The organism is Stakelama sediminis, from assembly GCF_014199335.1.
In the GTDB taxonomy this organism is placed as follows: domain Bacteria; phylum Pseudomonadota; class Alphaproteobacteria; order Sphingomonadales; family Sphingomonadaceae; genus Sphingomonas; species Sphingomonas sediminis.
This window is the reverse complement of sequence record NZ_JACIJI010000001.1, coordinates 175,070-199,193: the sequence shown is the minus strand read 5'-3', so window position 1 is coordinate 199,193 and position 24,124 is coordinate 175,070. Positions and strand designations below refer to the sequence as shown.

At 62.1% G+C, this 24,124-nt stretch carries 28 protein-coding genes and 1 tRNA gene; 11 read left to right on the top strand and 18 right to left on the bottom strand.

The features are described from left to right. Position 1: 1 nt before the first annotated feature. The 3 genes from mltA (at position 2) to FHR23_RS01010 (ending at position 3,536) form a co-directional block, all read left to right on the top strand. Entirely contained in the window at positions 2–1,252 is a 1,251-nt protein-coding gene (mltA, locus tag FHR23_RS01020; protein ID WP_184001085.1) for a murein transglycosylase A, read from the top strand. Beyond that, the gene (locus FHR23_RS01015; protein WP_184001084.1) at positions 1,233–1,805 is read left to right on the top strand and encodes a Smr/MutS family protein; all 573 of its coding nucleotides are present in this window, start codon (positions 1,233–1,235) and stop codon (positions 1,803–1,805) included. Before mltA ends, FHR23_RS01015 begins: the two co-directional genes overlap by 20 nt. A 72-nt stretch (positions 1,806–1,877) precedes the next feature. Next, positions 1,878–3,536: a putative bifunctional diguanylate cyclase/phosphodiesterase gene (locus FHR23_RS01010; RefSeq protein ID WP_184001083.1), complete on the top strand. Its 1,659-nt coding sequence runs from the start codon at positions 1,878–1,880 to the stop codon at positions 3,534–3,536. Here the strand turns inward: FHR23_RS01010 and dapE are convergent. Then, on the bottom strand, positions 3,526–4,668 hold the full coding sequence (dapE, locus tag FHR23_RS01005) for a succinyl-diaminopimelate desuccinylase (protein ID WP_184001082.1): 1,143 nt from the start codon (positions 4,666–4,668) through the stop codon (positions 3,526–3,528). The genes FHR23_RS01010 and dapE overlap by 11 nt on opposite strands. A gap of 11 nt (positions 4,669–4,679) precedes the next feature. On the opposite strand from dapE, the gene FHR23_RS01000 reads away from it, so the two are divergent. Further along, a complete protein-coding gene (locus FHR23_RS01000) occupies positions 4,680–5,126 on the top strand; it encodes a cupin domain-containing protein (protein WP_184001081.1) in 447 nt (148 codons plus the stop codon). Positions 5,127–5,275: 149 nt separating this feature from the next. Here FHR23_RS01000 and FHR23_RS00995 read toward each other — a convergent pair whose 3' ends face one another. Both FHR23_RS00995 and FHR23_RS00990 read right to left on the bottom strand, forming a co-directional pair. Beyond that, positions 5,276–5,482 carry a glycine zipper domain-containing protein gene (locus FHR23_RS00995; protein WP_184002236.1) on the bottom strand — a complete coding sequence of 69 codons (207 nt, stop codon included), beginning with the start codon at positions 5,480–5,482 and terminating at the stop codon, positions 5,276–5,278. Beyond that, a complete protein-coding gene (locus FHR23_RS00990) occupies positions 5,454–6,116 on the bottom strand; it encodes a glutathione S-transferase family protein (RefSeq protein WP_184001080.1) in 663 nt (220 codons plus the stop codon). Before FHR23_RS00990 ends, FHR23_RS00995 begins: the two co-directional genes overlap by 29 nt. A 147-nt stretch (positions 6,117–6,263) precedes the next feature. On the opposite strand from FHR23_RS00990, the gene FHR23_RS00985 reads away from it, so the two are divergent. Further along, a complete protein-coding gene (locus FHR23_RS00985) occupies positions 6,264–7,178 on the top strand; it encodes an MBL fold metallo-hydrolase (RefSeq protein WP_184001079.1) in 915 nt (304 codons plus the stop codon). A gap of 11 nt (positions 7,179–7,189) precedes the next feature. On the opposite strand, the gene FHR23_RS00980 is transcribed toward FHR23_RS00985, so the two are convergent. Continuing rightward, a complete protein-coding gene (locus FHR23_RS00980; RefSeq protein WP_425506337.1) occupies positions 7,190–8,917 on the bottom strand; it encodes a M1 family metallopeptidase in 1,728 nt (575 codons plus the stop codon). Positions 8,918–8,969: 52 nt separating this feature from the next. On the opposite strand from FHR23_RS00980, the gene lon reads away from it, so the two are divergent. The 3 genes from lon to FHR23_RS00965 all read left to right on the top strand — a co-directional run bounded on the left by lon (position 8,970) and on the right by FHR23_RS00965 (position 11,942). Continuing rightward, positions 8,970–11,372: an endopeptidase La gene (gene lon, locus FHR23_RS00975; RefSeq protein ID WP_184001078.1), complete on the top strand. Its 2,403-nt coding sequence runs from the start codon at positions 8,970–8,972 to the stop codon at positions 11,370–11,372. A 146-nt stretch (positions 11,373–11,518) separates the two neighbouring features. Continuing rightward, entirely contained in the window at positions 11,519–11,791 is a 273-nt protein-coding gene (locus tag FHR23_RS00970) for an HU family DNA-binding protein (protein ID WP_184001077.1), read from the top strand. 76 nt (positions 11,792–11,867) lie between these two features. Continuing rightward, positions 11,868–11,942, top strand: a tRNA-Val gene (locus FHR23_RS00965). Between the two features lie 224 nt (positions 11,943–12,166). Here FHR23_RS00965 and FHR23_RS00960 read toward each other — a convergent pair. The 4 genes from FHR23_RS00960 to FHR23_RS00945 all read right to left on the bottom strand — a co-directional run bounded on the left by FHR23_RS00960 (position 12,167) and on the right by FHR23_RS00945 (position 14,697). Then, the gene (locus FHR23_RS00960; RefSeq protein WP_184001076.1) at positions 12,167–12,838 is read right to left on the bottom strand and encodes a prolyl hydroxylase family protein; all 672 of its coding nucleotides are present in this window, start codon (positions 12,836–12,838) and stop codon (positions 12,167–12,169) included. Positions 12,839–12,890: 52 nt separating this feature from the next. Next, positions 12,891–13,130: a hypothetical protein gene (locus FHR23_RS00955; protein ID WP_184001075.1), complete on the bottom strand. Its 240-nt coding sequence runs from the start codon at positions 13,128–13,130 to the stop codon at positions 12,891–12,893. 62 nt (positions 13,131–13,192) lie between these two features. Further along, positions 13,193–13,735, bottom strand: coding sequence for a 16S rRNA (guanine(966)-N(2))-methyltransferase RsmD (gene rsmD / locus FHR23_RS00950; protein ID WP_184001074.1), 543 nt, complete (start codon positions 13,733–13,735; stop codon positions 13,193–13,195). Beyond that, entirely contained in the window at positions 13,732–14,697 is a 966-nt protein-coding gene (locus tag FHR23_RS00945) for a pseudouridine synthase (RefSeq protein WP_343042921.1), read from the bottom strand. Before FHR23_RS00945 ends, rsmD begins: the two co-directional genes overlap by 4 nt. A 125-nt stretch (positions 14,698–14,822) precedes the next feature. Between FHR23_RS00945 and FHR23_RS00940 the strand changes: the two genes are divergently transcribed. Both FHR23_RS00940 and FHR23_RS00935 read left to right on the top strand, forming a co-directional pair. Next, positions 14,823–15,254, top strand: coding sequence for a response regulator (locus FHR23_RS00940; RefSeq protein WP_184001073.1), 432 nt, complete (start codon positions 14,823–14,825; stop codon positions 15,252–15,254). Between the two features lie 97 nt (positions 15,255–15,351). Then, positions 15,352–16,692, top strand: coding sequence for an AmpG family muropeptide MFS transporter (locus FHR23_RS00935; RefSeq protein ID WP_184001072.1), 1,341 nt, complete (start codon positions 15,352–15,354; stop codon positions 16,690–16,692). Here the strand turns inward: FHR23_RS00935 and FHR23_RS00930 are convergent. The 8 genes from FHR23_RS00930 to FHR23_RS00895 form a co-directional block, all read right to left on the bottom strand. Next, entirely contained in the window at positions 16,689–17,117 is a 429-nt protein-coding gene (locus tag FHR23_RS00930; RefSeq protein ID WP_184001071.1) for a DUF6628 family protein, read from the bottom strand. The two genes, FHR23_RS00935 and FHR23_RS00930, sit on opposite strands and share 4 nt — an antisense overlap. 71 nt (positions 17,118–17,188) lie before the next feature. Beyond that, positions 17,189–18,511 (bottom strand): bifunctional folylpolyglutamate synthase/dihydrofolate synthase, encoded by a 1,323-nt coding sequence (locus tag FHR23_RS00925; RefSeq protein ID WP_184001070.1) that lies wholly within the window; start codon positions 18,509–18,511, stop codon positions 17,189–17,191. Positions 18,512–18,534: 23 nt separating this feature from the next. Next, positions 18,535–19,389 carry an acetyl-CoA carboxylase, carboxyltransferase subunit beta gene (gene accD, locus FHR23_RS00920; RefSeq protein WP_184001069.1) on the bottom strand — a complete coding sequence of 285 codons (855 nt, stop codon included), beginning with the start codon at positions 19,387–19,389 and terminating at the stop codon, positions 18,535–18,537. After that, positions 19,386–20,240 carry a tryptophan synthase subunit alpha gene (trpA, locus tag FHR23_RS00915; RefSeq protein ID WP_184001068.1) on the bottom strand — a complete coding sequence of 285 codons (855 nt, stop codon included), beginning with the start codon at positions 20,238–20,240 and terminating at the stop codon, positions 19,386–19,388. The genes accD and trpA overlap by 4 nt, the downstream gene beginning before the upstream one ends. Before the next feature lie 75 nt (positions 20,241–20,315). Then, positions 20,316–20,585, bottom strand: coding sequence for a hypothetical protein (locus FHR23_RS00910; protein WP_184001067.1), 270 nt, complete (start codon positions 20,583–20,585; stop codon positions 20,316–20,318). A 66-nt stretch (positions 20,586–20,651) separates the two neighbouring features. Then, the gene (locus FHR23_RS00905) at positions 20,652–20,879 is read right to left on the bottom strand and encodes a hypothetical protein (protein ID WP_184001066.1); all 228 of its coding nucleotides are present in this window, start codon (positions 20,877–20,879) and stop codon (positions 20,652–20,654) included. Beyond that, on the bottom strand, positions 20,876–22,105 hold the full coding sequence (gene trpB, locus FHR23_RS00900; RefSeq protein ID WP_184001065.1) for a tryptophan synthase subunit beta: 1,230 nt from the start codon (positions 22,103–22,105) through the stop codon (positions 20,876–20,878). Before trpB ends, FHR23_RS00905 begins: the two co-directional genes overlap by 4 nt. A gap of 47 nt (positions 22,106–22,152) precedes the next feature. Then, entirely contained in the window at positions 22,153–22,791 is a 639-nt protein-coding gene (locus tag FHR23_RS00895) for a phosphoribosylanthranilate isomerase (RefSeq protein ID WP_184001064.1), read from the bottom strand. 105 nt (positions 22,792–22,896) lie between these two features. Between FHR23_RS00895 and FHR23_RS00890 the strand changes: the two genes are divergently transcribed. Next, entirely contained in the window at positions 22,897–23,046 is a 150-nt protein-coding gene (locus tag FHR23_RS00890; protein ID WP_184001063.1) for a lmo0937 family membrane protein, read from the top strand. Positions 23,047–23,057: 11 nt separating this feature from the next. Here FHR23_RS00890 and pyrF read toward each other — a convergent pair whose 3' ends face one another. Both pyrF and FHR23_RS00880 read right to left on the bottom strand, forming a co-directional pair. Beyond that, the gene (gene pyrF, locus FHR23_RS00885) at positions 23,058–23,732 is read right to left on the bottom strand and encodes an orotidine-5'-phosphate decarboxylase (protein ID WP_184001062.1); all 675 of its coding nucleotides are present in this window, start codon (positions 23,730–23,732) and stop codon (positions 23,058–23,060) included. After that, positions 23,732–24,109: a LapA family protein gene (locus tag FHR23_RS00880; protein WP_184001061.1), complete on the bottom strand. Its 378-nt coding sequence runs from the start codon at positions 24,107–24,109 to the stop codon at positions 23,732–23,734. The genes pyrF and FHR23_RS00880 overlap by 1 nt, the downstream gene beginning before the upstream one ends. Positions 24,110–24,124: the final 15 nt, after the last annotated feature.

Here is a 24,124-nt window from a genome sequence, read left to right as displayed (position 1 = left end):
CATGAAAAAATGGGGGGGGATAGCGCTGGCCCTGATGCTCGGGGGCTGCGCAACACTGGTTCCGTCCAGCGGTCCTGCCCCCAATAGCGGTGGAATTCCGGCACGCCCACCGGCCCGACAGCCCACGCCCGCCACGCCGATCGCACCTGTTTCGAACACGACAGCCGTTTCCGGCGCGGCAACTGCGGTTGCCGCGGGCCTTGCCGCCGGTCCGCCGGTATCCAGCCTTCCGTTCAGCAATGACGATGCCGCACGCGCGCTTGACGCATTTCGACTGTCCTGCCCTTCGTTGCAGACCCGGCCCGATGCGTCCGGGCTGACACGCGGCAGCGACTGGGCGGCCGCCTGCGCCGCCGCGCAAACGACAAGCGGCGGCAATGCAAAGGCGTTTTTCAACCGCTATTTCGAAACCGTGCAGGTGGGCGACGGAAAGCTGTTCGCAACCGGCTATTACGAACCGGAAATCCGCGCCTCCCTGCATCGCCACGGCATCTATCAGACGCCGATCTATGGTCGGCCGGGCGACCTGATCGATGTCGATCTGGGCCAGTTTTCAGACAGCTTGCAGGGCAAACATATTCGCGGACGCGTACAGGGCGACGATCTGGTGCCCTATTATGACCGCACTCAGATTGAAGAGGGCGCGTTGTCCGGGCGCAATCTGGAAATCGCCTGGGCAGCAGATCCGGTCGAAGCCTTTTTCCTGCAAATTCAGGGTTCGGGGCGGTTGCGCCTGCCCGACGGCAAGGTCATGCGCGTTGGCTATGCCGGGCAGAATGGCCGCAGCTACACCAGTATCGGCAAGCTGATGCGCGAACGCGGGCTGCTCGCGCCGGGGCAGGCGTCGATGCAGGGCATGGTGGCATGGCTGCACGCGCATCCGGCGGAAGGGAAGCAGCTTCTGCGTGAAAACAAGAGCTTCGTGTTCTTCCGCGTGCTGAAAGGGGCAGGGCCGCTGGGCGCGCTCGGCCTGCCGGTGACGCCGCGTGGCAGCGTTGCCGCCGACCCGCATTTCATCCCCCTGGGCGCGCCGGTATTCCTGTCCGCCGATCGCACGGACGCCACGGGATTGTGGGTGGCGCAGGATACCGGTGGTGCGATCAAGGGGGCGAATCGCTTCGACACCTATTGGGGGGCAGGAGCGGATGCCCGGGCGATTGCAGGCGGTATGTCGGCACATGGCACTGCCTTCATCCTGCTCCCACGCGGCACGCTTGCCCGGTTGCAGGCCGATGGCCCGGCGACCCCTTAGTCCCCAAGAAGCGGCGCTATGGGCAAAGGTGGCGGCGACGGTGCGGCCGATGCATCCGCCGTCCGTGCCGGCGAAACCCGCGCGCGGTAAAGCGGAGACGGTTGCGCCCGAACCGGTGCGTGCCGTCCGGCATCCTTCCAAACCGGCGACACCGCACCCGGTACGGCGTTCATCGCCGCCGGTGCCGCCGCCATCGACCCTCGACAGCGGCTGGGATCGGCGGATCACGCGAGGGCGTGTTCAGCCGGACCTGACGATCGACCTGCACGGGCATACGCTTGCCTCTGCCCATGCGTTGCTCGATGCCTCGCTCGACCGGGCTGTGCGGGAGGGCGTTCGGGTGATCTTGCTGATTACGGGAAAGCCGCCGCGACCGGGGCTGGAGCGGCCTTTCTCACGCGGCGCGATCCGTGATGCGGTGCCCGACTGGCTGGGCGTATCACGGCACAGCGATCGCATCGCGGCGGTGCGCGGTGCCCATCCGCACCATGGCGGCGCGGGCGCGCTGTATATTATTCTGCGCCGCCACCGGGATCAGTCACCAGTTTTTTAATGTTTTTCGGGCATCAGAGTTCCGGAAGCGCATGCACGCCCGCATGTGCGAGCCGGGGGATCACGCCGCGCAATGGAACGATTTTCGCTTACCGGCCGGGCGGTGGTCTTTGCGCTGTGCGCGGGCGCAGTGGCGTTCATCCTTGCCTTGTTCGCCACGGCGCATGGCGACTGGACAGCCGACCATGCCATCCATGCGCTGATTCCGGCAATCGTCTGTGCGGCCTTGTGCTGGGCCTCGGCGGAGCGTGTGCTGTCGGCGACGGCATCTGCACTGGATGCAGCGATTCTACGGCTGGCTGAGGCTGCACAGGGCGATCTGCAGCGCCCGATCCCGCAATCGGTGCAGGAACAGGTACCGTTGCTCGCCGATGCAATGCGCAAGCTTTTCCGTCAGTTGCACAGCAATATGGAGGATATTGAGCGGCTGGCCCTGTTCGATCCGGTGACGGGATTGTCCAACCGGGTGCATTTGCGTCGCCGTTGTGAGCGGGTGCTGAGCCGCATGGGCGACGATGACATCGCGGCCCTGTTCTTTATCGATCTCGACCGGTTCAAACAGGTGAACGATACGCTGGGTCATGCGGTGGGTGACGCGCTTCTGGCGATGGTCGCCGACCGGTTGCGCAGCGTGGCGACGCGGGCGGGCGGTGATGGCGAAGCGATCATAGGCCGGTTGTCGGGCGACGAATTCATGATGTTCCTGTCCCAGGTAAGCTGGCAGGAACAGCCCGACGAAGCCGCGCGCGCCATTCTGGCCGCATTGAGCGAACCGTTTCTCATCAGCGGGCAGAATATTTCCATCGGGGCGTCGATCGGTATCGCCATGTCCCCGGACCATGGGCGCACGCTGAGCGATCTGATGCGCGCCGCGGATGCGGCGATGTATGAGGCGAAGTCGACCGGGGGCGGACAGGTAGCCAGCTTTTCCCAGGCGATGGCCGACGAAGTCGAACGCCGCAGCGCCGTTGAGCGCGATTTGCGCATGGCGGTGGCGCATCGTCAGTTCGCGCTGGTGTTTCAGCCGCAGGTTAATGCCCGCACCGGCGATATCGTCGCTGCCGAAGCGCTGTTGCGCTGGCGCCATCCGCGGGGCCTGCGGATGCCGTCCGGGTTTCTGCAGCGTGCGGAGGAAACCGGGCTGATCGTCGATATCGGCAACTGGGTAATCGCCGACGTGGCCGATACACTGCATCGCTGGGCGGAACAGGGTGTCGAACAGCGGCTGGCCATCAATATCAGCCGGCGCCAGCTTGCCCATGCACCGTTTTTTCACAGCCTGCGCGAATCCCTGCTGGACGCGGGCGCGCCGGTGTCGATGCTGGAACTGGAATTTACCGAGACGGTGCTGATGCAATGCGGGCCGGAGGCGTTGCGCGCGATCGGCTGGTTGCGGGAGGATGGCGCGCGGATCGCGATCGACAATTTCGGAACCGGCTATTCCAACCTGTCGCGGCTGCGTTCCATGCCGATCGACCGGATCAAGATGCACAGCAGCCTGACCATGCATGTCGCCACCAACGCCGATGCGCGGGCGATCACCCAGGCGGTGATCGGTCTGATTCACGGCATGGGGTGCGAGGCGATTGCCGAGGGCGTGGAAACCGATGCCCAGACAGAGGTGCTGCGGGTTATCGGCTGCGACACGCTGCAGGGTTATGCGATCGCCCGTCCGATGGCGGAAGAGGCGTTTCTGAACTGGTCCCAGCGCGAAGGCCGGATCAGCGCGTAAAGGCGCGTTTCAGCACGCTTTCATAAATATCGGTGAGCATGGCGAGGTCAGCGACAGCGACTGCCTCGTCCAGTTTGTGCATCGTCGCGTTCAGCAGGCCGAATTCGACCACCGGGCACAGCGCATGGAGGAAACGTCCGTCCGACGTGCCGCCGCTGGTCGATAGTTCGGGTCGGATACCGGCATGATCCTCGATGGCATCGGACAGGATGTCGGACAGACGCCCCGGTTCGGTGAGGAAGGATTCGCCCGAAACGATGCCCTTCACTTCGGCATCCGGAGTATGGACATGGACGGCGCGTTCAATCCGTTCGACCAGTTCCGTGCCGCGATGCAGGTCGTTGAAGCGGATCGACAGCCGTGCCTGTGCAGCGCCGGGGATGACGTTGTGCGCGGTGTTGCCGACCTCCAGATCGGTGACTTCGATATTCGACGCCTGAAACCAGTCGGTGCCTTCATCCAGCACGATCGCGTCGATATCGGCCAATGCGCGCACCAGCTTCGGAATGGGATTGTCGGCCAGATGGGGATAGGCGACATGGCCCTGATGTCCCGGCACGGTGATCCAGATATTGACCGAACCACGCCGCCCGATCTTGATCGTGTCGCCCAGCCGATTGACCGAAGTCGGCTCCCCGATCAGGCAGAAATCGGGCGCGATTCCGCGTTCGCGCATCCGGTCGATCAGCGCGCGGGTGCCATAGACCGCCGGACCTTCCTCATCGCCGGTGATGATCAGGCTGACCGTACCGTGATCGGGCAGCGCACGGGCGAGCGCCGCGACGAACGCGGCGACCGCACCCTTCATATCCACCGCGCCGCGCCCATAGAGCAATGCACCGCGCTGTTCGGCGCGGAAAGGGTCGGTGGTCCAGCCCTTGCCCGGCGGCACGACGTCGAGATGCCCGGCAAAGGCAAAATGCGGCGCACCGCTGCCGCGCGTCGCCAGCAGATTCTCGACCGGGCCGTCGGGTGCTTCGCCCACGGTGAAACGGTCGATGGCAAAGCCCAGCGGCTTCAGTGCCGCCTCCAGCACGTCGAACACCGCGCCGCGTGCGGGCGTAATGCTCTCGGCGTCAATCAGCGCCTTGGTAAAGGCAAGGGAATCGGGCAGGGTGCTGGCATCGGTCATAGGAGGCGACATTGCCCAAGCTTGATCTGGATACAATCCCGCAAACGAACGCGACCGGATATCCGGTCGCGTATGCAGGCGTGGTGGAGGGGCGCTGGTACCAGCGGCTGGCGGCCGTATCGGGGCTTTCGGATTTCGGCGTCAGCCATGTCACGCTGAAACCCGGCGCATGGTCGGCGCAGCGCCACTGGCACGAAGACGAAGATGAGTTTGTCGTGATGCTGACGGGCGAAGCGGTGCTGGTCGATGATTCGGGTGAAACCGTGATGCGAGCGGGCGACTGCGCCGTGTTTCCGAAGGATGACGGCAACGGCCATGTTCTGCAAAACCGGTCGGACACGGAATGCGTGTTCATCGCGGTAGGCAGGCCGTCGCAAAGCGATTGCCACTATCCCGATATCGACATGCACCTGACCGGTGGTCGCTTCGTTCGCAAGGACGGGAGCGCGTTCGGGTAGCGTTTCCAAACAGAAAGAGCGCGCTCAGACTCCGTCATCCCAGCGAAAGCCGCGATCGTTTTCGGTACATCGCCAGAGATCCCAGCTTTCGCTGGGATGACGAATGGGACGATAGGTGGCGGGCCGGCACCCCGGAAAGACGATTCAGCCTAAGGCTGTTCTTCCTCGCTGTCGGGGGTGGGGCCTGCGCGCATACTGCCGAAGGCGGCGCCGAGCGCTACACCGATGGCGATGCCGAGCGCGATGTTGCCGAATGCCAGCCCCAGCGCAACGCCGAGTGCCACACCGATGCCCAGATACTGGGGCGAAAAACCGTCGGGTTGTCGTTCAGGTCGCTGGTTGTTCGAATTGTTCAATGACCCAATCCTCTTCCTGTGCGCCCGCGATCCAGTCCTGCATGAACGGATGGCTCAACACCGCCTGCATATAGGCAGGGGCAAAGCGCGCCACCGGTAGCGAGTAGGTCACGATCCGCGTTATTACCGGTGCGAACATAATGTCGGCGGCACCGAAATCGCCGAACAGAAAATCGCCGTCTCCTCCAAATCTTGCTCGTGCCTGTGCCCATAATTCCATGATTCGGGACATGTCGGCAAGTACATCCGCGTCGGGCTGTTGCGCTGGAAAGATCTGGCGAATGTTCATCGGGCATTTGCGTCGCAGCGCGGCATAGCTGGAATGCATTTCCGCCGCCATGGATCGCGCCATGGCGCGCGCGGCATCTCCCTTTGGCCAAAACCGCGTATTGCCGGTCTTTTCATTGAGATAGTCGATGATGGCAAGGCTGTCCCACACCACCGCGTCGCCGTCCCACAGGATCGGTACCTTGCCGGAAGAAGGCGCGAACTCATCGCCTTCGCGCCGCTTATCCCAGTCAGCGTTATAGAGCGGGACGACCACTTCCTCGAACGGCAGTCCCGATTGCTTCGCCGCCAGCCAGCCGCGCAGCGACCAGGAGGAATAGGCCTTGTTCCCGATGATGAGTTTCATGGGCGACGGGATAGCGGGACAGGTGCGGTGGAGCAATATTTGCGCAGCGACGGCGCCGGAACGACATGCCGGGCTATTCCCATGTGCCGCCAGTTGTGCGAATTTCCGACGCAAGGATATGGGGCGAAATGCCGTCAGGAGGACAGGATGCAGCGTACCCGAAAATATGCCGTGATGGCGGCGGCGCTGGCCACGATATTTTCAGCAAGGGCACTTGCCGGGCCGGAAGCGGTGCCGCCCGCGGCAACCCCCTTTCATGTCGGGGCGTATGAACTCGTGTCCCTGCGCGACATGGCGTTTGTCGAGCCGAACGACGGCAAGACCTTTGGCGTGGGAGAGCCGGAAAGCGCGGTCGCGGATGTGCTGCGCAAGGCAGGTGCGCCGACCGACAAGATCATGCTGAGCGTCGATGCGCTGCTGGTGAAGATGCCGGGGCATGTGGTGCTGATCGACACCGGGCTGGGGCCGAAAATCGGCGGCGACCTGATGCAGAGTCTGGCCCTGGCGGGGGTGAAACCGGATGCGGTTACGGATGTGCTGATCACCCACAGCCATGGCGATCATGTCGGCGGGCTGGTTATGGCGGACGGCAAATCGGCCTTTCCCAAGGCGGTGATCCGCATGTCGAAAACCGAATGGGCGTGGATGCAGGGACACAAGGGGGCTGCGACCATCGTCAGGGCGGTGGCGGGGCAGATGAAGCCCTTTACCCCCGGCACACCGATCCTGCCGGGGATCACGCCGATTGCCATTCCGGGGCATACCCCGGGCCATGTCGGCTATCAGATCGAATCGAAGGGCCGGCATCTGTTCGATGTCGGCGATACGGTACACAGCTCGATCATTTCGCTGGCGAAACCGCAATGGGCGATGGGCTTCGATAATGACGAGCAGCAGGGTGAGGCGAGCCGCGAAAAGGTGCTGGCGAAGCTGGCGGCGGATCACGAACGCATTTTCGCGCCGCATTTTCCCTATCCCGGCGTCGGGTATATCGTGAAGAAAGGCGACGGCTATGGCTGGGTGCCCGACCTGAAACCGGCGGTGGACAAAACCGGCGAATAATATCCCTCTTCTTAGTGGCTTGCCTGCCATGCACGCAGGCGTTCGACGCGTTCGGAGCGTTTGAGGTCGCGGTCATAGGGATCGATGACGATATGCGCGTCTGCGGGGACGGTGATCGTCTCGCTGCCGCCGGTCATTGCCAGCTTCCGAAGCTTGCCGTTTACCTGTATCTCGACCGGAAGGGGGAAAGGCTTCCCATTCGGCGCTTTCCAGCGCAGCGTCAGCCGGTCGCCCGCGCGCTGCTGCTCCAGTTCGGGAAGCGCTGCGTGGCGCAGATAGATGTCGAAGAACCAGCCATAGTCCTTGCCCGTCACCTGATCGACGATCTTCACGAATGCGTCCGTTGCGCCGTATCGGGGCGCAAAATTGCCCGGCTTCGGATCGGGGCGGCCATAGACGAGGCGGCGGGCCGCATCGAAAAATGCCTTGTCGCCGATGGCGTTGCGCAGCGTGTGCAGCACCCACGCGCCCTTGTAATAGATATCGCCGCCGGGACCGCCGTCGCTGCCTTCATAGACCTGCTCCTCGGTCAGCACCTTGCCGGATACGATGGGTACCTTGTTGGCGATCTGCACCCGCATCTTCTGCATCAGATAGTCGTAGAGCGCCTCGCCAGAGCGCCAGCGGGCATAGAGCGGCTGCATATATTCGCCGAATCCTTCATGCAGCCAGTAATCGTCCCAGTTGGCGGCGGTAAGCTGATTGCCGAACCATTCATGGCTGAATTCATGCTGGAACAGCCAGTCGAACCCCTCGATCCCCGGCTTATAGTGGTTGCCATAAGCGTTAATCGTCTGATGCTCCATGCCGAGATAGGGTGTCTCCACCACGCCCATTTTCTCGGCACCGAAGGGATAGGGGCCGATATTCGCCTCAAAGAAATCGAGCGTCGGCGCGAATTCGGAAAACAGCCGTTCGGCCCCTGCCTTGTGGCTGGGCAGATACCAGAGCTGCATCGGGATGGTGTTGCCGTAACGGCTTTTATAGCTGCCGGTCAGTTCCGCATACGGCCCGACATTCAAAGCGATGGCATAGGTGTTGGGATGCGTGATCGACCAGTTCCAGGTGGTGCGCCCGTCGGGAAGCATGGTCACGCCCTGCAATACCCCGTTGCCCGGTGCTTTCAGCCCTGCCGGAACCGTAATGTGCATATCCACCCGTCCCGGCTCTCCGGTGGGAAAGTCGAGGCACGGCCAGAACAGGTCGCAACCATAGCCTTCATCGGTACTCGCTGCCCAGGGTTTGCCCGACGGCGTTTGCGACCAGACCATGCCGTCATCCCAGGGTGCGTTGACCGCGACATGGGGTGTGCCGTCATAGCGGATGCGCGCGACGACTTTGCCGCCGGTTTCTACCGGATGGGGAAGGGCGATGATCAGGCGCCCTTCCGGGTTGCTCCATGCCGAGCGGGCGAGCGGCGTCCCGTCTATGGCGATGGCCGAAACCGGCAGGTTGCGATCGAGGTCGACCACCAGCTTGTCGAGCGGTGCCTTTGCCGTGAAAGTCAGGGTGGCAGTGCCCTCAATCGTCTCGGTCTTCGGGAACACGGCAATGGCGAGATCGGCGAGATCGAAATGCAGCTTCGCCTGATCGGGGTCGATCGGGCCGCCCGATCGCATGGTCTGCGCGGTCAGCGGCGGTTGCCCTTTTTCCGGAAGCGTGGCGGCGGTCAGCATGACCAGCGGGAGAATCGACAGGGCAAAGGACTTCGTAACCGTGACGATTGATGCCCGCTTCATTCTCCCCATATAAGGAGAAAGTTCGTGCCCGCCGGGCGCATTCGGAGTTTTCATGAAACAAGCCTATCCCGTACTGCCGCTTCGCGACATCGTCGTTTTCCCACATATGATCGTGCCGTTGTTCGTCGGTCGCGACAAGTCGGTCGCCGCGCTGGAAGCCGCGATGGCCGATGACAAGGAAATCTTTCTCGTCGCCCAGCTCGATCCTGCCGAGGACGATCCCGATCGTGACGACCTGTACGATACCGGTGTATCCGCAGAGGTGCTGCAACTGCTGAAACTGCCCGACGGCACGGTGCGCGTGCTGGTGTCGGGCAAAGAGCGCGGCGCGCTGAAGGATATTCAGGCGACAGGCGATTATCTGACCGCCAGTGTCGAGCCGGTGGATGAAAAAGAGGTCGACGACGACAACCGCGAATTGCAGGCGCTGATGCGCTCCGTGGTCGACCAGTTCGAAAATTACGCGAAGCTCAACCGCAAGCTGCCTTCCGAAACGGCGGTGCAGCTCGGCGAACTGGACGATGCTTCGCGCCTGTCGGATGCGGTGGCCGCCAATATCGCCATCAAGGTGGCGGACAAGCAGGCGCTGCTGGTCGAAATGGACCCGGCCAAGCGGCTGGAAATGGTCTATGCCTTCATGGAAGGCGAACTCGGCGTGTTGCAGGTCGAGAAGAAGATCAAGAGCCGCGTCAAGCGCCAGATGGAGAAGACGCAGCGCGAATATTATCTCAACGAGCAGTTGAAGGCGATTCAGCGCGAACTCGGCAATGAGGGCGAAGAGGGCGAGGGCGACGAGATCGCCGAACTCACCCAGAAGATCGCCAAGCTGAAACTGTCCAAGGAAGCGCGGTCCAAGGCGCAGGGCGAGCTGAAGAAGCTGAAGTCGATGGCCCCGATGTCTGCGGAAGCGACGGTGGTGCGCAACTATCTCGACGTGCTGCTCGGCCTGCCCTGGGGCAAGAAATCCAAGCTGAAGAAAGATCTTTCCGAGGCCGAAACGGTGCTCGATGCCGATCATTACGCGCTGGAAAAGGTCAAGGACCGGATCATCGAATATCTGGCGGTTCAGGCGCGTACCAACAAGCTGAAGGGACCGATCCTGTGCCTTGTCGGCCCTCCCGGCGTGGGCAAGACCAGCCTCGGCAAGTCGATCGCCAGGGCGACGGGGCGCGAATTCGTGCGCCAGTCGCTCGGCGGCGTGCGCGACGAGGCGGAGATCCGCGGCCATCGGCGCACCTATATCGGGTCGCTGCCGGGCAAGATCGTGTCGAACCTGAAAAAGGCCGGCACCTCGAACCCGCTGTTCCTGCTCGACGAGATCGACAAGTTGGGACAGGATTTCCGCGGCGATCCGGCATCGGCGCTGCTGGAAGTGCTGGACCCCGAACAGAACAGCAAGTTCAACGATCATTATCTGGAAATCGACATCGATCTGTCGGACGTGATGTTCGTGACCACGGCGAACACGCTCAATCTGCCGCAGCCTCTGCTCGACCGCATGGAGATCATCCGGCTGGAAGGCTATACCGAGGATGAGAAGGTCGAGATCGCCGAACGCCATCTGGTTGAAAAACAGGTGGAGGCGCATGGCCTGAAACAGGGCGAGTTCACGCTGACCACCGAGGGCCTGCGCGACCTGATCCGCTATTATACGCGCGAAGCGGGTGTACGAACGCTGGAGCGCGAGATTGCCAGGCTGGCGCGCAAATCGCTGCGCCGGATTCTGGAGGGCAAGGTGCAAAGCGTCACCATCACGCCCGACAATCTGGCTGATTTTGCTGGTGTACGGAAATACCGTTTCGGCATCGGTGAGGAGGAAAACCAGATCGGTGCGGTGACGGGGCTGGCCTGGACCGAGGTGGGCGGCGAATTGCTGACCATCGAGTCGGTGACGGTGCCCGGCAAGGGCGCGATCAAGACGACCGGCAAGCTGGGCGATGTGATGAAGGAATCGGTCGAGGCCGCGATGAGCTTCGTCAAGGCGCGCGCCCCGACCTATGGCATCAAACCCAGTCTGTTCCTGCGCAAGGATCTGCACGTCCACCTGCCCGAAGGCGCGGTGCCCAAGGACGGTCCCTCGGCGGGGATCGGGCTGGTTACGTCCATCATCTCGACCCTGACCGGCGTGCCGGTGCGCAAGGATGTGGCGATGACGGGTGAAGTGACCCTGCGCGGCCGGGTGTTGCCGATCGGCGGATTGAAGGAAAAGCTGCTCGCGGCGATGCGCGGCGGCATCACCACGGTGCTGATCCCGACCGAGAATGAGAAGGATCTCGCCGAAATCCCGCAGAATATCCGCGAGGGACTTGAAATCGTGCCGGTGGGGCATGTCGACGATGTGCTGCGACTCGCACTGGCCGAGTCGCTGACGCCCATCGACTGGACCGATGCGGACGAACTGGCTGCCCAGCCGCAGCCCGGTTCAGGGCCCGCAAGCGGCAGTCTGCCGCATTAAGAGGATATTTTTGCAGTTTTTCGACCAAAAACCCCTGTTTTGCTTTGACATGCTGGGGTAGGACGCGGCTTATTACGCGTTCGGTCTGAACGCCGCAAAAGATTACGAACTGACTTCCAACCACAAGACAGGGGGTTCCCAGAAAGATGAATAAACAAGAACTGATCGGACAGGTTGCCGACCATTCCGGGCTGAGCAAGGGCGATGCCGGCAAGGCCGTTGAAGCCGTTTTCGAAACCATCAGCGGCGCGCTGAAGAAGGGCGACGAAGTGCGTCTGGTCGGCTTCGGCACCTTCTCCGTCAGCAAGCGCAAGGCCTCCACCGGCCGCAACCCGCGCACCGGCGAACCGATGACCATCAAGGCGTCGACCCAGCCGAAGTTCAAGGCCGGCAAGGGCCTGAAAGACGCGGTCAACTAAGATCCGTTTTCGGAACTGGACAAGGGGCGCGGGCTTTACTAAAGGCTCGCGTCCCTTCCGGTTTTGTGAAGGTCTCGGGCGCGTAGCTCAGTGGTAGAGCACTGTGTTCACACCGCAGGGGTCGCTGGTTCAATCCCAGCCGCGCCCACCATCAAAAAAGGCCCGTCGGATATTCCGGCGGGCCTTTTTTGATGGGCGAACCGTTGAACGTCATTCGGTGATGATGGTCCATTGTGGCACCCTAGGAGTCCATCCATGGCGTATTATCCATCGCCCTTGCGAGCGTAGCGAAGCAATCCAGCGCCATTATGAAAGCTGGACTGCTGCGTCGCTCCGTTCCTCACGGCGATACTTCAGCCTTGCGGCCTCCGCCGCTTACCCCCAGGGACGTTCGCGAAACCATTTGGTGACGACATATTTGGTGCCGCCGCGTACCTTCATCGCGTGATGCAGCGTGGAAGGGTTAGGGCTGCCGTCAGGACGCAGATTGTTCCAGGCGAGCAGCTTTCCTGTCTCCGGCTTGACGATCTTGTCGATCGCCCTGAACCGGGTGGCTCCGCCTGCTTCGGGTTCGTTGAGGTAGAGCATGACCGTCCAGGTGCGTTGTCCGGCGACGCTGCAATATTTGTCATAATCGACACCTGACGGTTCGAAATAGTCGGTGTGCGCCTTGAACTCCTGCCCCACGGCGTACCGCTGCCCCTGAACGGGTTCACCATGCGCGGGATCGAGACCGGTAAAGGCGATGATCCGCCGGTTCAGTTCGGCGACGACCGGGTCTTCTCCGTTCAGGTCGCAGGTTTCGCTTGTCCGGAAATAATGGTCGCCGTTGAAATCGCTGACGGTCGAGGGGCGACGTTCTGCATCGATCCGCTGCATGATCGCCGCGCAAAAATCTGGGTCGAGGAAGCGCTTGCAGGTGAACAGAGTCAGTTTCGGGCTGGGTGTTTTCTGCACATCCGGCCGGGCCATAATACGTTCAATAACGGGCTCGGCCGGATAGTCGGAACCTAAATTCGGCATACTGTCGATGGCAGTGCTGGTCATGCCGCCCTTTTGACAAAAAGAGGGGCGGGCGTCAGCCCCCCCCGATCGGAAATCAGGCGTGCATTCGACGAAGGGCGGGGGGCGTCGGTGTGCGGTTCTGCAACGCGCTGGAGGCGCGCATCGCGATTTGTTCGGCTCGCGCAAAATCGCTGTCGACATGATGTTCTATGCGGTCGGTGGGGTTGTGATAGGCGGCAAGCCAGCCTGCCGCCAGAGCAAGGGCACCGGCTGCAACAATACGTTTCCAGGGCGATTCGGGCATGGCACTCTCCGACAGAACCAATATACCCATGCATCACATTATGGCTTACGCGACGATGAACGGGACAACGAAATTACGCCACAGTGCCGGATTTAAGCGTCGGGACGTAATAGCGTCAGCTTCGCTTTGCCATGATTGCGCTCTGAGTCGATCGTGAACCCCTTCACCTGCACGGGTTCGTTGCGTGCGGTTTCGATGCTGATCCAGCTATGCGGTGCGACCCAGCCCAGCCGTCCGAGCTTGTCCAGAGCCACTGCGCCTGCACCGGTGCCATAGGGCGGATCGAGCAACAGGATGTCGAGCGGCTTCGGCGCGGGGCCAAGCGCGAGGACGGAGTGCGCGCGTACCTCCGCACCGCCTGCACCCAGCCGGTCGATATTGTCGCGCAGGGCGGCGATTGCATTGCGATCCTGTTCGACGAACAGGCAATGGGCGGCACCGCGAGACAGCGCCTCCAGCCCCAGCGCACCGGACCCGGCGAACAGATCACCGACCGCCAGACCGTCGAAATCGCCGACCCGGCTGGCGAGCATCGAAAACAGCGCCTCGCGGGTACGGTCTGCGGTAGGGCGCGTGGCGCTGCCCTTTGGTGCCGCGAGCGGGCGGCCGCGCCATTGCCCGGCGATGATCCTCACGCTTTGGGCTTTCGTGGGCGGCGCGGTTTCGGGACGGGGCGGGCAGGTCGCGCAGCGCGCGTGCGCGGCGTCGGCCCTTTGCTATCGGTTGGCTTGCCACTGGCCCGCTGACGCGCCTTGAACGCGGCGGCCCGGTTCGGGCGCTCGGGTCTGGGCGGCGTGTCCTTCGCTGTTTCGGTGACAAGCGTGCCGACGATCGGCGTGCTCATGCGGCGATCGGACGGCAGGTCGAGCGTCTTGCGAAAGGCGACAATGTCATGGCGGCGGATTTCCGCGACCTGACCGGGTTCCAGATCGCCCAGCACGAACGGGCCATAGGCTAGCCGGATCAGCCGCGAAACCTTTAGCCCCAGATGTTCGAGCACCCGGCGGACTTCGCGGTTCTTGCCCTCGCTCAACCGCATCTCGATCCAGACATTGGCACCGGTGCGGCGTTCCAGATTGGCGTCGATCCGGCCATAGCGCACGCCGTCGATTTCGACACCGTCGATCAGTTCCTCCAACTGATCCTGACTGACCTTGCCGAAGGCACGGGCGCGATACACACGTTCGACCTGACTGGCGGGCAGTTCAAGCTGACGCTTCAGCCCGCCATCGGTGGTCAGCAACAACAGTCCCTCGGTATTGAGGTCAAGGCGCCCGACCGGCACCAGTCGCGGCAATCCCCTGGGCAGGCGATCGTAAATAGTCGGACGGCCTTTCGGATCGCGTTCGGTCACAAGCACGCCTGCAGGCTTGTGAAACAGGAACAGGCGGGCGGGTGCAGGTGCCTCCACCGGGTTTCCATCGACCGTCACACCACGCAGCGATGTGATCAGCGTGGCGGGCGTATCGAGCACCTTGCCGTCTATGGCGATACGGCCATCGGCGATCATGCGCTCGATTTCGCGGCGCGAGGCGATACCGGCGCGGGCAAGCAGCTTGGCAATGCGCTGCGCTTTGCTGGATGAAGACTGAGTCACGCGCGCGGTGATAGTTGTTTTAGCGGCGAGAGCAAAAACTTTGCTGCAGGAAACGAACGGCGCGATATGGCGTTGGATGGTACAGGGCGGTCGCAGGCCGTTCGGGTTCAGGGTTAGCGGGTGTCATGCTGTTCAGCAAAAAGAAGAGAAAAATCAAAAAGATTCTGATTGTCGAGGACGAACCGCTCGTCGCGTTCGACACGGAGCATATGCTGGGCGATGCCGGGTTCGAGATTGTGCGGACGGTGGACCGTGTGGCCGATGCTGTCGCCACCATCGGCGAAGGCATCGAGATCGATCTGGTGCTGGTCGATGTGAATCTGGCCGATGGCAGCGGGATCGACGTGGCGCGCACTGCCCATGCACGAAGCATACCGGCGTTGTTCGTCACCGGCGCCTGTCCGACCGAAGCGCGCGAAGTTGCCGCGGGATGCCTGGCCAAGCCCTATTCCCATCGCGATCTGCGCGCGGCGATCGATGCTATCGACCGGGTCATGGCCGGTAACAAGCTGGGCAAGCTGCCGAATAATTTCAGCCTGTTTCTGGAAACCGCCTGAACCGCACGCCGCACCGCGCGTGACGGTAAACAGGGCTGGGAATTCCGTCGATTGTCGTTAGGGTTGCGCCGGAAAAGCGGACCGGGGAGCGTTGTTGATGGATGAAGCCAAAGGGCAGTCGGAGCGGGGATGGGCAATCGCGGTTGCCCCTTATCTGGAAAAAGCTCCGCTGGCGGCGCTGGCGCTGGGCATTTCCTCCGGCTTTCCCTTTGCGATGATTGCGGCAACGCTGACCACGCGGCTGGCGCAGGACGGCATTAAGAAATCGACGATCACGGCATTCAGTCTGGCGTTCCTTGTCTATAGCTTCAAATGGCTTTGGGCGTGGATTGTCGACGGGGTCCATATTCCGCTGCTGGGTCGATTGGGGCAGCGCGTATCTTGGCTGATCGTGACCGGGATTCTGGTGATGGCGGCTGTCGTGAATCTGGCGATTCAACGGCCGACAAGCGATATTGGTGCGACCGCAGTGGCCGCTATTCTGGTGGCATTCGCAAGTTCCACGTTCGACATCGTCATCGACGCCTATCGCATTGAGATACTGGAGCCGCGTCAGCTGGGTGTCGGATCGGGAATGTCGCAATATGGCTGGCGTATAGGTTCTGCGGGGGCAGGCGCGCTGGCGCTGGTCGTGGCGGAACGGTCGGGCTGGCAGGCGGCTTATCTGGTTTGCGCCCTGCTGGCGCTGCCGGCCATCGCGACGGGCCTGTTGCTGGGTGAGCCGCCACGGCACCGTGATCCGGTCGAGCGCAAGGGGTTCGACGCCATAGCGCGTACCGTATGGGAACCGATCGTTCAGTTCTTCAGCCGCGAAGGCGCGATCATCGTGCTGATCTTCATCCTGATCCACAAAATCGGCGATACGCTGGCCAATCTGACGTTCCGGCTGTTGTTCGACGATCTCGGCTTCACCAATGACGAAATTGCTTTTTACGATGTCGGGCTGGGCTTCTGGGCCTATCTGATCGGCATTTTTGTCGGTGGGATCCTCTACGAAAAGATGGGGATGAAGCGGTCTGTGTTGTTTGCGCTGATCCTGATGGCGGTTTCGAACCTCAGTTTTGCAGGACTGGCTGCGGCAGGGCATTCCAATATCGGCATGGCGGGCGCAATCGGGTTCGAGAATTTCGCCAGTGGCTTCGGTGGCGTTGTCGTCGTCGCTTATTTCTCGGCACTGTGCGACTTGCGATTCACCGCGTCGCAATATGCCTTGATTTCGGCTGGCGCCGCGATCGTTGGGCGGTTAATTACCGGCACCACCGCAGGCGCGCTGATCGAAGCGATGGGCTATGTCAATTTCTACATCCTGACGACGGTGATCGCGCTGCCCGGAGTGTTTCTTTACGCCTGGATGCTGAAAAGCGGGCTGGTCGACCGGTCGATCGGCAGCGCCGGGATCGAAGGACCGGGCGACGTCCGCGACGACGGAGAAGCCTAATCCTCCAGCGGGTGGCCGCCATCGGCGAAGGCAGCGGCGAGGAGATGAGCCGTGGGCAGGACGGCACCGCTGCGCGGTGCGGCGAGCAGATCGTCCAGCAGAAGGGCCGCACTCGCGGGGCGGGTGCAGACACGCGCCAGCAGGTCGATCAGCATCCGTTCGTCGGCGGTCATGCGCGGGCAGCAACACGGTGCGAGCGTAATCGGTCGTGCAGAGAGGCGCGACATGTCTGCCATCAATGCGCGCAACAGCGTCAGCGGCTGCTGAAACCCCTTGCCGAACAGATTGAAGAATGCGTTCGCCGCACCGGCTTCGTGCAGGCCACCGCCACCGATCCGGCGGATTGCATAGAGCAATATCCGGGTGGCGAGCCGGTCCGGCTGGCGATGGGGCAGGGCAGTTTGAATGCCGCTTTGCAATTGCATGATCGACTCCCGTGGCGTGTGATGCAGACAAGTCATCACATTTCGCTATTGATAGTCAATCGCAATATCACTTAGTCAGGAAATTCATCGTTTGCGGCCAACGCCTCACCGGCAAGATAGAGCGAGCCGAGAATCAGGACGATCGCCTCATCGGACAAGGTGTCCGCAATCTCCTTTAGCGCGACAGCCGGGTCGGTCGCGGTGGCGGTTGTCGCGATGCCCAGCTCCCCTCCCAGTGCAGCAAGCATTGCCGGCGGATGGCAGGCATGGCCCGGCACCGGTACGGCGTGGAGCGAGGCAGCGAGGGGCGCCAGCGGTTCCAGCAATCCGCGAGCATCCTTGTTGGCGAGCATTCCGAGCACGAGATGCACCGGGCGCCCGGCTGCGCGCGTGGCCAGCGTATCGTGCACCGCCTGCGCTGCCGCGGCATTGTGGCCGCCATCGAGCCAGAGTTCGGTCGCCTGCGGCAAAAGGCCACGCAACGGCCCCGGCGCCATGGGCTGCATCCGTGCGGGCCAGCGTGCGGCGACGGCGGCGGTCATCAGCGCCTTGTCGGAAACGGTGACGCGATCCTGCGCGCGCAGCATGGCGGCGGCGAGCGACAGATTGGTTGCCTGATGGGCACCGGGAAGGGCAGGGAGCGGCAGGATGAGTGTACCCTGAGCATCTTCGATCCGTATGCCGTCGTCGGTCAGATGGGCATTCCACGCGGTTCCGCGCATATGGAGCAGCGCGCCGCGTGTGGCCGCGGTCTCGGCAATCGCCTGCTTGACGGCATCCGGATAGGAGAGTGTCACCAGCGGGCGTCCGGCCTTGGCAATCCCTGCCTTTTCCCGCGCGATCTGGGGCAGGCTGTCGCCCAGAAATGCCTGATGATCGATGCCGAGCTGGGCGATGCCGCAAACGGCCGGATCGGACAACGCATTGGTCGCGTCGAGGCGTCCGCCCAGCCCCACCTCGATCACACAGGCATCCGCCGGAATGCGGGAAAAGGCCAGAAACGCGGCTGCGGACGTTACCTCGAAAAAGCTGGCCCCGATACCGTCGCCGCGGGTCAGCACTTCGTCCAGCAATACCGCCAGCGCGGCATCGTCGATCAGCTTTCCTGCCAGCCGGATGCGTTCGTTAAAGCGCACCAGATGCGGGCTGGTGAAGACATGAACGCGCTTGCCGTCCGCCTCCAGAGCGGCGCGCAGGAACGCGCAGGTCGACCCCTTGCCGTTGGTTCCCGCAACGTGAAACACCGGCGGCAGCATCGCTTGCGGGTTGCCGAGCCGGTCGAGCAGCCGTGTAATGCGGTCCAGCCCCAGCACATCGGCACCGGGGCCGTGCGCGAACAGCCGGTCGAGCTGTTTCTGGACCGCCGGGTCGGCGGAAACGGCGAAATCAGGCATAGGCCCCAGCCTCTTTCGCGCGGTTACGCCGCCTGTTTTTCCGACGCCATATAGCCGATCAGCATGCTCAGCGTTTCGCGCAGTTCCTTGCGGTGCGTCACCATGTCGATCAGGCCGTGATCGCGATAATATTCGCTGGTCTGAAAATCGTCGGGCAGCTTTTCGCGGATGGTGTTCTCAATCACCCGGCGTCCGGTAAAGGCCAGCGTTGCCTTGGGTTCGGCAATATGCACGTCGCCCAGCATGGCATAGGCCGCCATCACGCCGCCCGAAGTCGGATCGGTCAGCACGACGATATAGGGCAGGCCCGCTTCATGCAGCATCTGGATGGCGACGGTCGAGCGCGGCATCTGCATCAGCGACAATATGCCTTCCTGCATGCGCGCGCCGCCCGAAGCGGTGAAGACAATGAACGGCGCATGGTCGGCAATCGCCGCTTCGACCCCCTGAATAAAGGCTTCGCCTACGGCCTGACCCATCGACCCGCCCATGAACGCGAAATTCTGCACGCCGATGACGGCCTTCTGTCCGTCGATGGTGCCGCGCGCGTTCAGAAACGCATCCTGATCGCCGGTATCGGTGCGCGCGGTTTTCAGGCGATCGACATAGCGTTTGGAGTCGCGGAATTTCAGCGGATCGTCGGCAACCTGCGGGGCGGGCAATACGGCAAAGCTTCCCGTGTCGAACAAATGGGCAAAGCGCGTGGCCGGGCCGATGCGGCCATGATGGTCGCATGACGGGCAGACGAACAGATTTTCTTCATATTCCTTCAGGAACACCATCTGCCCGCATCCCTTGCACTTGTGCCAGAGATTGTCGGGCGTCTCCCGCTTGGTGACGAAGGGGATCGCGTTGCGGACGCGGTTGAGCCAGCTCATGCAGGTTCCTTTCGTGCCGCGCGCAGTGCAGCGGCGAGTTGTTCGATATAGCTACGCACCGGCTCCGGCGCACCGCTTCCATGCTTGCCGACCAGGTCGACGATGGCCGAGCCGACAACGACGCCGTCCGCGACACGGCCGATATTGGCGGCCTGTTCCGGCGTTCGCACGCCGAAGCCGACGGCTACGGGAATGTCGGTAGCACTTTTCAGGCGCGCCACCGCTTCTTCGATCGAGGTTTGTGCCGCCTGTTGCAGGCCGGTGATCCCGGCAACCGAGACATAATAGAGAAAACCGCTTGCACCATCGAGTACAGCAGGAAGTCGCGCGGTATCGGTGGTCGGTGTGGCGAGCCGGATCAGGTGCAGCCCGGCATCGCGCAGCGCCGGGCCGAGCGCGTCGTCCTCTTCCGGTGGTACATCGACACAGATCACGCCATCGACGCCCGCATCTTTGGCGGCGTTCGCGAACCAGTCGGCACTTCGGCGCAGCATCGGATTGGCATAGCCCATCAGTACCAGCGGCACATCGGGGTGGCGGGTGCGGAACGCCTTGGCGATGGCCAGTATGTCGGCGGTTTTCGTTCCGGCGGCCAGGCTGCGCAGATTGGCCGACTGGATCGCCGGACCATCGGCCATCGGATCGGTGAACGGCATTCCCAGTTCGATCACATCCGTGCCACCAGCCACCAGCGCATCGAGAATGGCACCGGTGGCGCCGGGTGTCGGATCGCCGGCGGTCACAAACGTCACCAGCGCAGCGCGACCCTGCGCCTGCGCATCGGCAAAGGCGAAGCGCAGCCGGTCGAGGCCGTTATTGGAAGGCTCGGAAAGCGGAATGGGAGAATTCATAAAAGTCTGTCAGGCGCTTTGGTAGGTAAAAGTAAGCAAAAAATCCGATGACCCCTGAAGGAGCGGAAAGTCAATTCATTGCGGAGAAGTATATTGAACCTGATTTTGCGCACGCTCAATCTGATGACGATTTTCTGCCTGTACATCCGCTGCTTGTTTGTCGAGCTGTTTCCATTCCGTGTCGGTATGGCAAATCAATTGAGGAATATTCGAGCCGGTAACTTCATACTTCCTGCATTGCCTGTGCTCCTTCTTTTCCTTGCTATGATCCTTGGCGAGCACGGGCGAAGTCACCGTCATTGCAAGAGAAAGAACCGAAACAGTACCGATTAGTTTCAACATCATATTCTCCAGTAAGATTATGCGGGACGTATAACCCGTCATCGAGCCGGTATGAACGGAAACAATTGTTCAATCCAGACTCAAACGCATTTTCATATTACGCAGAAAAGCCACCGCACAGGCGGTGCCGCCAACTATACCGAGGAGTAGTGTGCGTGCGATATGGTCCGTTTCCATTCCACGCGTCGTCAAAGCAAACCGGTGAAACTCACCGAGCTGATATGCGGTAAAGGCAATTGCCGTCATGGCGGCCCAGCAAAGGAGGAGCGTCGTCGTCCAACCTATTGCGGTTTTCATATCGCTACCCCCAGTGCCTCTGCCACGGTGAAGATGTCCTTGTCGCCGCGACCGCACAGATTGGCGAGGATGATCTGATCCTTGTTCATTTGCCGTGCCTTGTCAGTCACTGCTGCGATGGCGTGGGAGGGTTCCAGTGCGGGGATGATACCTTCCGTCCGGCACAATAGCTGAAAGGCGTCGAGCGCCTGCGTGTCGGTGACTGCGGTATATTCGACACGGCCGATATCCTTCAGCCAGGCATGTTCGGGGCCGATACCGGGATAGTCCAGCCCCGCGCTGATCGAATGCGCCTCCGCGATCTGGCCGTCCTCATCCTGAAGCAGATAGGTCTTGTTGCCATGAAGCACGCCGGGAAAGCCGCCCGCCAGACTTGCCGCATGGCGTTTGTCCAGTCCTTCGCCCGCCGCCTCAACGCCCAGCATCTTGACGTCGGGATCGTCGAGGAACGGGTGGAACAGACCGATGGCGTTCGATCCTCCGCCGATCGCCGCGACCAGCAGGTCGGGCAGGCGGTCGATGCGTTTAAGCATCTGTTCGCGTGCTTCCCGCCCGATCACGCTTTGAAAATCACGGACCAGTTCGGGATAGGGGTGCGGACCCGCGGCAGTGCCGATGATGTAGAAGGTGTCATGGACGTTCGCGACCCAGTCGCGCAGCCCTTCGTTCATGGCATCCTTCAGCGTCTTCGCACCCGACTCGACGGGACGCACTTCCGCGCCCAGCAGCTTCATGCGGAACACATTAGGCTGCTGACGCTCGACATCCTTCGCGCCCATGTAAATGACGCAGGGCAGGCCGAAACGTGCGGCGACGGTTGCGGTGGCGACGCCGTGCTGACCCGCGCCGGTTTCGGCGATGATCCGTGTCTTGCCCATTCGCATGGCGAGCAGAATCTGACCGATGCAGTTGTTGATCTTGTGCGCGCCGGTGTGATTCAGTTCGTCGCGCTTGAACCAGATTTGCGCGCCCTTGCCGGGGGTGGCGTCCTTGCGCACCGCCTCGGTCAGCCGCTCGGCAAAATAAAGCGGGCTGGGACGGCCGACATAATGTTCGAGCAGGTCATCGAATTGCGCCTTGAAAGCGGGGTCGGCCTTTGCGCGTTCATATTCGCGACCCAGTTCGAGGATCAGCGGCATCAGCGTTTCGGCAACATAGCGTCCGCCGAACTGGCCGAAATGACCACGTTCGTCGGGCTGCGCACGGAAGGAGTTGGGGGCATTCATAACGCCTGCCCGTTTAGCAGGAACTGCGCGCGATCCAATCCCCAAGCTCAGGCCTGTGCCACTGCTTTCAGAAACGCGACGATTTTTGTGCGGTCCTTCACGCCGGGGCCGGTTTCCACGCCTGAGGAAACATCGACCAGCCGCGCCCCGGTGCGGGCGATGGCTTCGCCGACATTCGAGGTGTCCAGTCCCCCCGACAAGGCCCAGGGCAGGGGATGGCGAAACCCGTCAAGTAGCGCCCAATCGAAGCGAACGCCCATACCGCCGGGAAGTGTGGCCTTTTCGGGCGTTTTAGCGTCGTAGAGGATTCGATCAGCGGCATCACGAAAAGTGCGGGCGGTATCGAGGTCGGCGCGCGTCTTGATCGCCACGGCGGCCCAGACTTCTTGCCCGGTGCGCTGCCGTATCTGTGCAGCGCGTTCCGGGGTGGTCTTGTGCAATTGCAGGACGTTCAGCCCGGCAGCGGCGATGGCGGCATCGAGCAGCGCGTCATCGGGATCGACGAACACCCCGACCTTGCCGACATGAGCGGGCACCCGCGTGCCGAGTGCAGCGGCCGTATCGAAAGAGACATGGCGCGGGCTGGGCGGGAAGAATATAAAGCCGACATGACTTGCGCCTCCGCCTAGTGCGGCTTGGAGTGTTTCCGGGGTGGAAAGACCGCATATCTTGGCGGTGGCGGGCATGGACGGTCCTTGAAATATGCATGTTACGCGATCGCGGTGGAACGTTCATCTTCCTGAAAGGTTGGAGCGGATCAAGGGGCTTGCCCCGTTTTCAGGGAGACGACGATGCTTTGGACGATTGCTGTAATTCTTTTGATCCTCTGGCTGCTGGGCTTTTTCGCCTTTCATGTCGCCGGGGGCCTTATCCACCTGCTGCTCGTCATCGCGGTCATCGTGGTGCTGTTCCAGCTCTTCACCGGTCGCCGCCGGTTATAGGTCCGCGCTGGCTATAACGTAGCTTCAATCGCACGGGCGGCCCCGTCGGGGTCGTCCGCCTGTGTAATCGGGCGACCGATGACGAGGATCGAGGCACCTGAATCGAGGGCGGCGCGCGGGGTCACCACGCGTTTCTGATCGCCGCTATGTACGTTTTCGGGGCGAACGCCGGGCACGACGAAAAAGCCTTCTTTCCACGCGGCATGGGCAGCGGCGACTTCTTTTCCGGAACAGACAATCCCATCAACACCGGATGCGCGCGCCAGTTCGGTGAGGCGCAGCACCTGTTCATGCGGGTCGCCGGTAACGCCGGTTGCGCGCAGATCGTCCCCGTCCAGGCTGGTCAGCATCGTTACCGCGACCACCTTCGTCCCGGTGGGTGCTGCCGCCTTGGCATCTTCCAGCATGGCCTGTCCGCCCGAGGCATGGACCGTCAGGATCGCCGGTTCCAGTAAATGAAGCGCCTGTATCGCCTTGGCGACGGTATTGGGAATGTCGTGCAGCTTCAGGTCGAGAAAGACCGGCAGCCCCAGATGCGCCATTGTCTGCACGCCCGCCGGGCCGTTCGCGCAGAAAAATTCCAGCCCCAGCTTGATGCCACCAACATGCGGTTTGACCCGTGTGGCGATGGCTTTCGCCCGGTCGAGGTCGGTGGTGTCGATAGCGACGAAGATTGGGGAATGCATCAACGATCCTTTGCGGAACCGGCAGGAAGGGATTCGAAAAGCGGACCGTCGCCTGCCGGTGCAATGCTTGTATCGACATCGCTTTTCGGAGGGGCGGGCGCATTGGAAACATTCGGCGCAGCATGGGCGGTACGCAGATCGTTCATCGTTCTTTCCAGACTGGAAATGCGCTGCCGCATCCGCCAGCGGCTGGTGTAGTGGACCAGCAGCATCGGCACGAACCCGATCAGGAAGCAGACCAGCATCAGCAGCGGCAGGTTCACCTCCGCCACCAGATCGCTCCACAGGTTCAGGTCGACGGGAAACCAGTTATTATAGGCAAATGCCGCCGCGAGGCCGATGATCAGCGCCCAGAACAGGGTTTTGAGAAATTGCATGGCGATCCGTGTTGA

Coding starts and splice junctions, on each gene's coding strand:
- mltA (WP_184001085.1), top strand. CDS start 2: ATGAAAAAATGGGGGGGGATAGCGCTGGCCCTGATGCTCGGGGGCTGC.
- FHR23_RS01015 (WP_184001084.1), top strand. CDS start 1,233: ATGGCCCGGCGACCCCTTAGTCCCCAAGAAGCGGCGCTATGGGCAAAG.
- FHR23_RS01010 (WP_184001083.1), top strand. CDS start 1,878: ATGGAACGATTTTCGCTTACCGGCCGGGCGGTGGTCTTTGCGCTGTGC.
- dapE (WP_184001082.1), bottom strand. CDS start 4,668: ATGACCGATGCCAGCACCCTGCCCGATTCCCTTGCCTTTACCAAGGCG.
- FHR23_RS00990 (WP_184001080.1), bottom strand. CDS start 6,116: ATGAAACTCATCATCGGGAACAAGGCCTATTCCTCCTGGTCGCTGCGC.
- FHR23_RS00985 (WP_184001079.1), top strand. CDS start 6,264: ATGCAGCGTACCCGAAAATATGCCGTGATGGCGGCGGCGCTGGCCACG.
- FHR23_RS00980 (WP_425506337.1), bottom strand. CDS start 8,917: ATGAAGCGGGCATCAATCGTCACGGTTACGAAGTCCTTTGCCCTGTCG.
- lon (WP_184001078.1), top strand. CDS start 8,970: ATGAAACAAGCCTATCCCGTACTGCCGCTTCGCGACATCGTCGTTTTC.
- FHR23_RS00970 (WP_184001077.1), top strand. CDS start 11,519: ATGAATAAACAAGAACTGATCGGACAGGTTGCCGACCATTCCGGGCTG.
- FHR23_RS00960 (WP_184001076.1), bottom strand. CDS start 12,838: ATGACCAGCACTGCCATCGACAGTATGCCGAATTTAGGTTCCGACTAT.
- FHR23_RS00955 (WP_184001075.1), bottom strand. CDS start 13,130: ATGGGTATATTGGTTCTGTCGGAGAGTGCCATGCCCGAATCGCCCTGG.
- FHR23_RS00940 (WP_184001073.1), top strand. CDS start 14,823: ATGCTGTTCAGCAAAAAGAAGAGAAAAATCAAAAAGATTCTGATTGTC.
- FHR23_RS00935 (WP_184001072.1), top strand. CDS start 15,352: ATGGATGAAGCCAAAGGGCAGTCGGAGCGGGGATGGGCAATCGCGGTT.
- FHR23_RS00930 (WP_184001071.1), bottom strand. CDS start 17,117: ATGCAATTGCAAAGCGGCATTCAAACTGCCCTGCCCCATCGCCAGCCG.
- FHR23_RS00925 (WP_184001070.1), bottom strand. CDS start 18,511: ATGCCTGATTTCGCCGTTTCCGCCGACCCGGCGGTCCAGAAACAGCTC.
- accD (WP_184001069.1), bottom strand. CDS start 19,389: ATGAGCTGGCTCAACCGCGTCCGCAACGCGATCCCCTTCGTCACCAAG.
- trpA (WP_184001068.1), bottom strand. CDS start 20,240: ATGAATTCTCCCATTCCGCTTTCCGAGCCTTCCAATAACGGCCTCGAC.
- FHR23_RS00910 (WP_184001067.1), bottom strand. CDS start 20,585: ATGATGTTGAAACTAATCGGTACTGTTTCGGTTCTTTCTCTTGCAATG.
- FHR23_RS00905 (WP_184001066.1), bottom strand. CDS start 20,879: ATGAAAACCGCAATAGGTTGGACGACGACGCTCCTCCTTTGCTGGGCC.
- trpB (WP_184001065.1), bottom strand. CDS start 22,105: ATGAATGCCCCCAACTCCTTCCGTGCGCAGCCCGACGAACGTGGTCAT.
- FHR23_RS00895 (WP_184001064.1), bottom strand. CDS start 22,791: ATGCCCGCCACCGCCAAGATATGCGGTCTTTCCACCCCGGAAACACTC.
- FHR23_RS00890 (WP_184001063.1), top strand. CDS start 22,897: ATGCTTTGGACGATTGCTGTAATTCTTTTGATCCTCTGGCTGCTGGGC.
- pyrF (WP_184001062.1), bottom strand. CDS start 23,732: ATGCATTCCCCAATCTTCGTCGCTATCGACACCACCGACCTCGACCGG.
- FHR23_RS00880 (WP_184001061.1), bottom strand. CDS start 24,109: ATGCAATTTCTCAAAACCCTGTTCTGGGCGCTGATCATCGGCCTCGCG.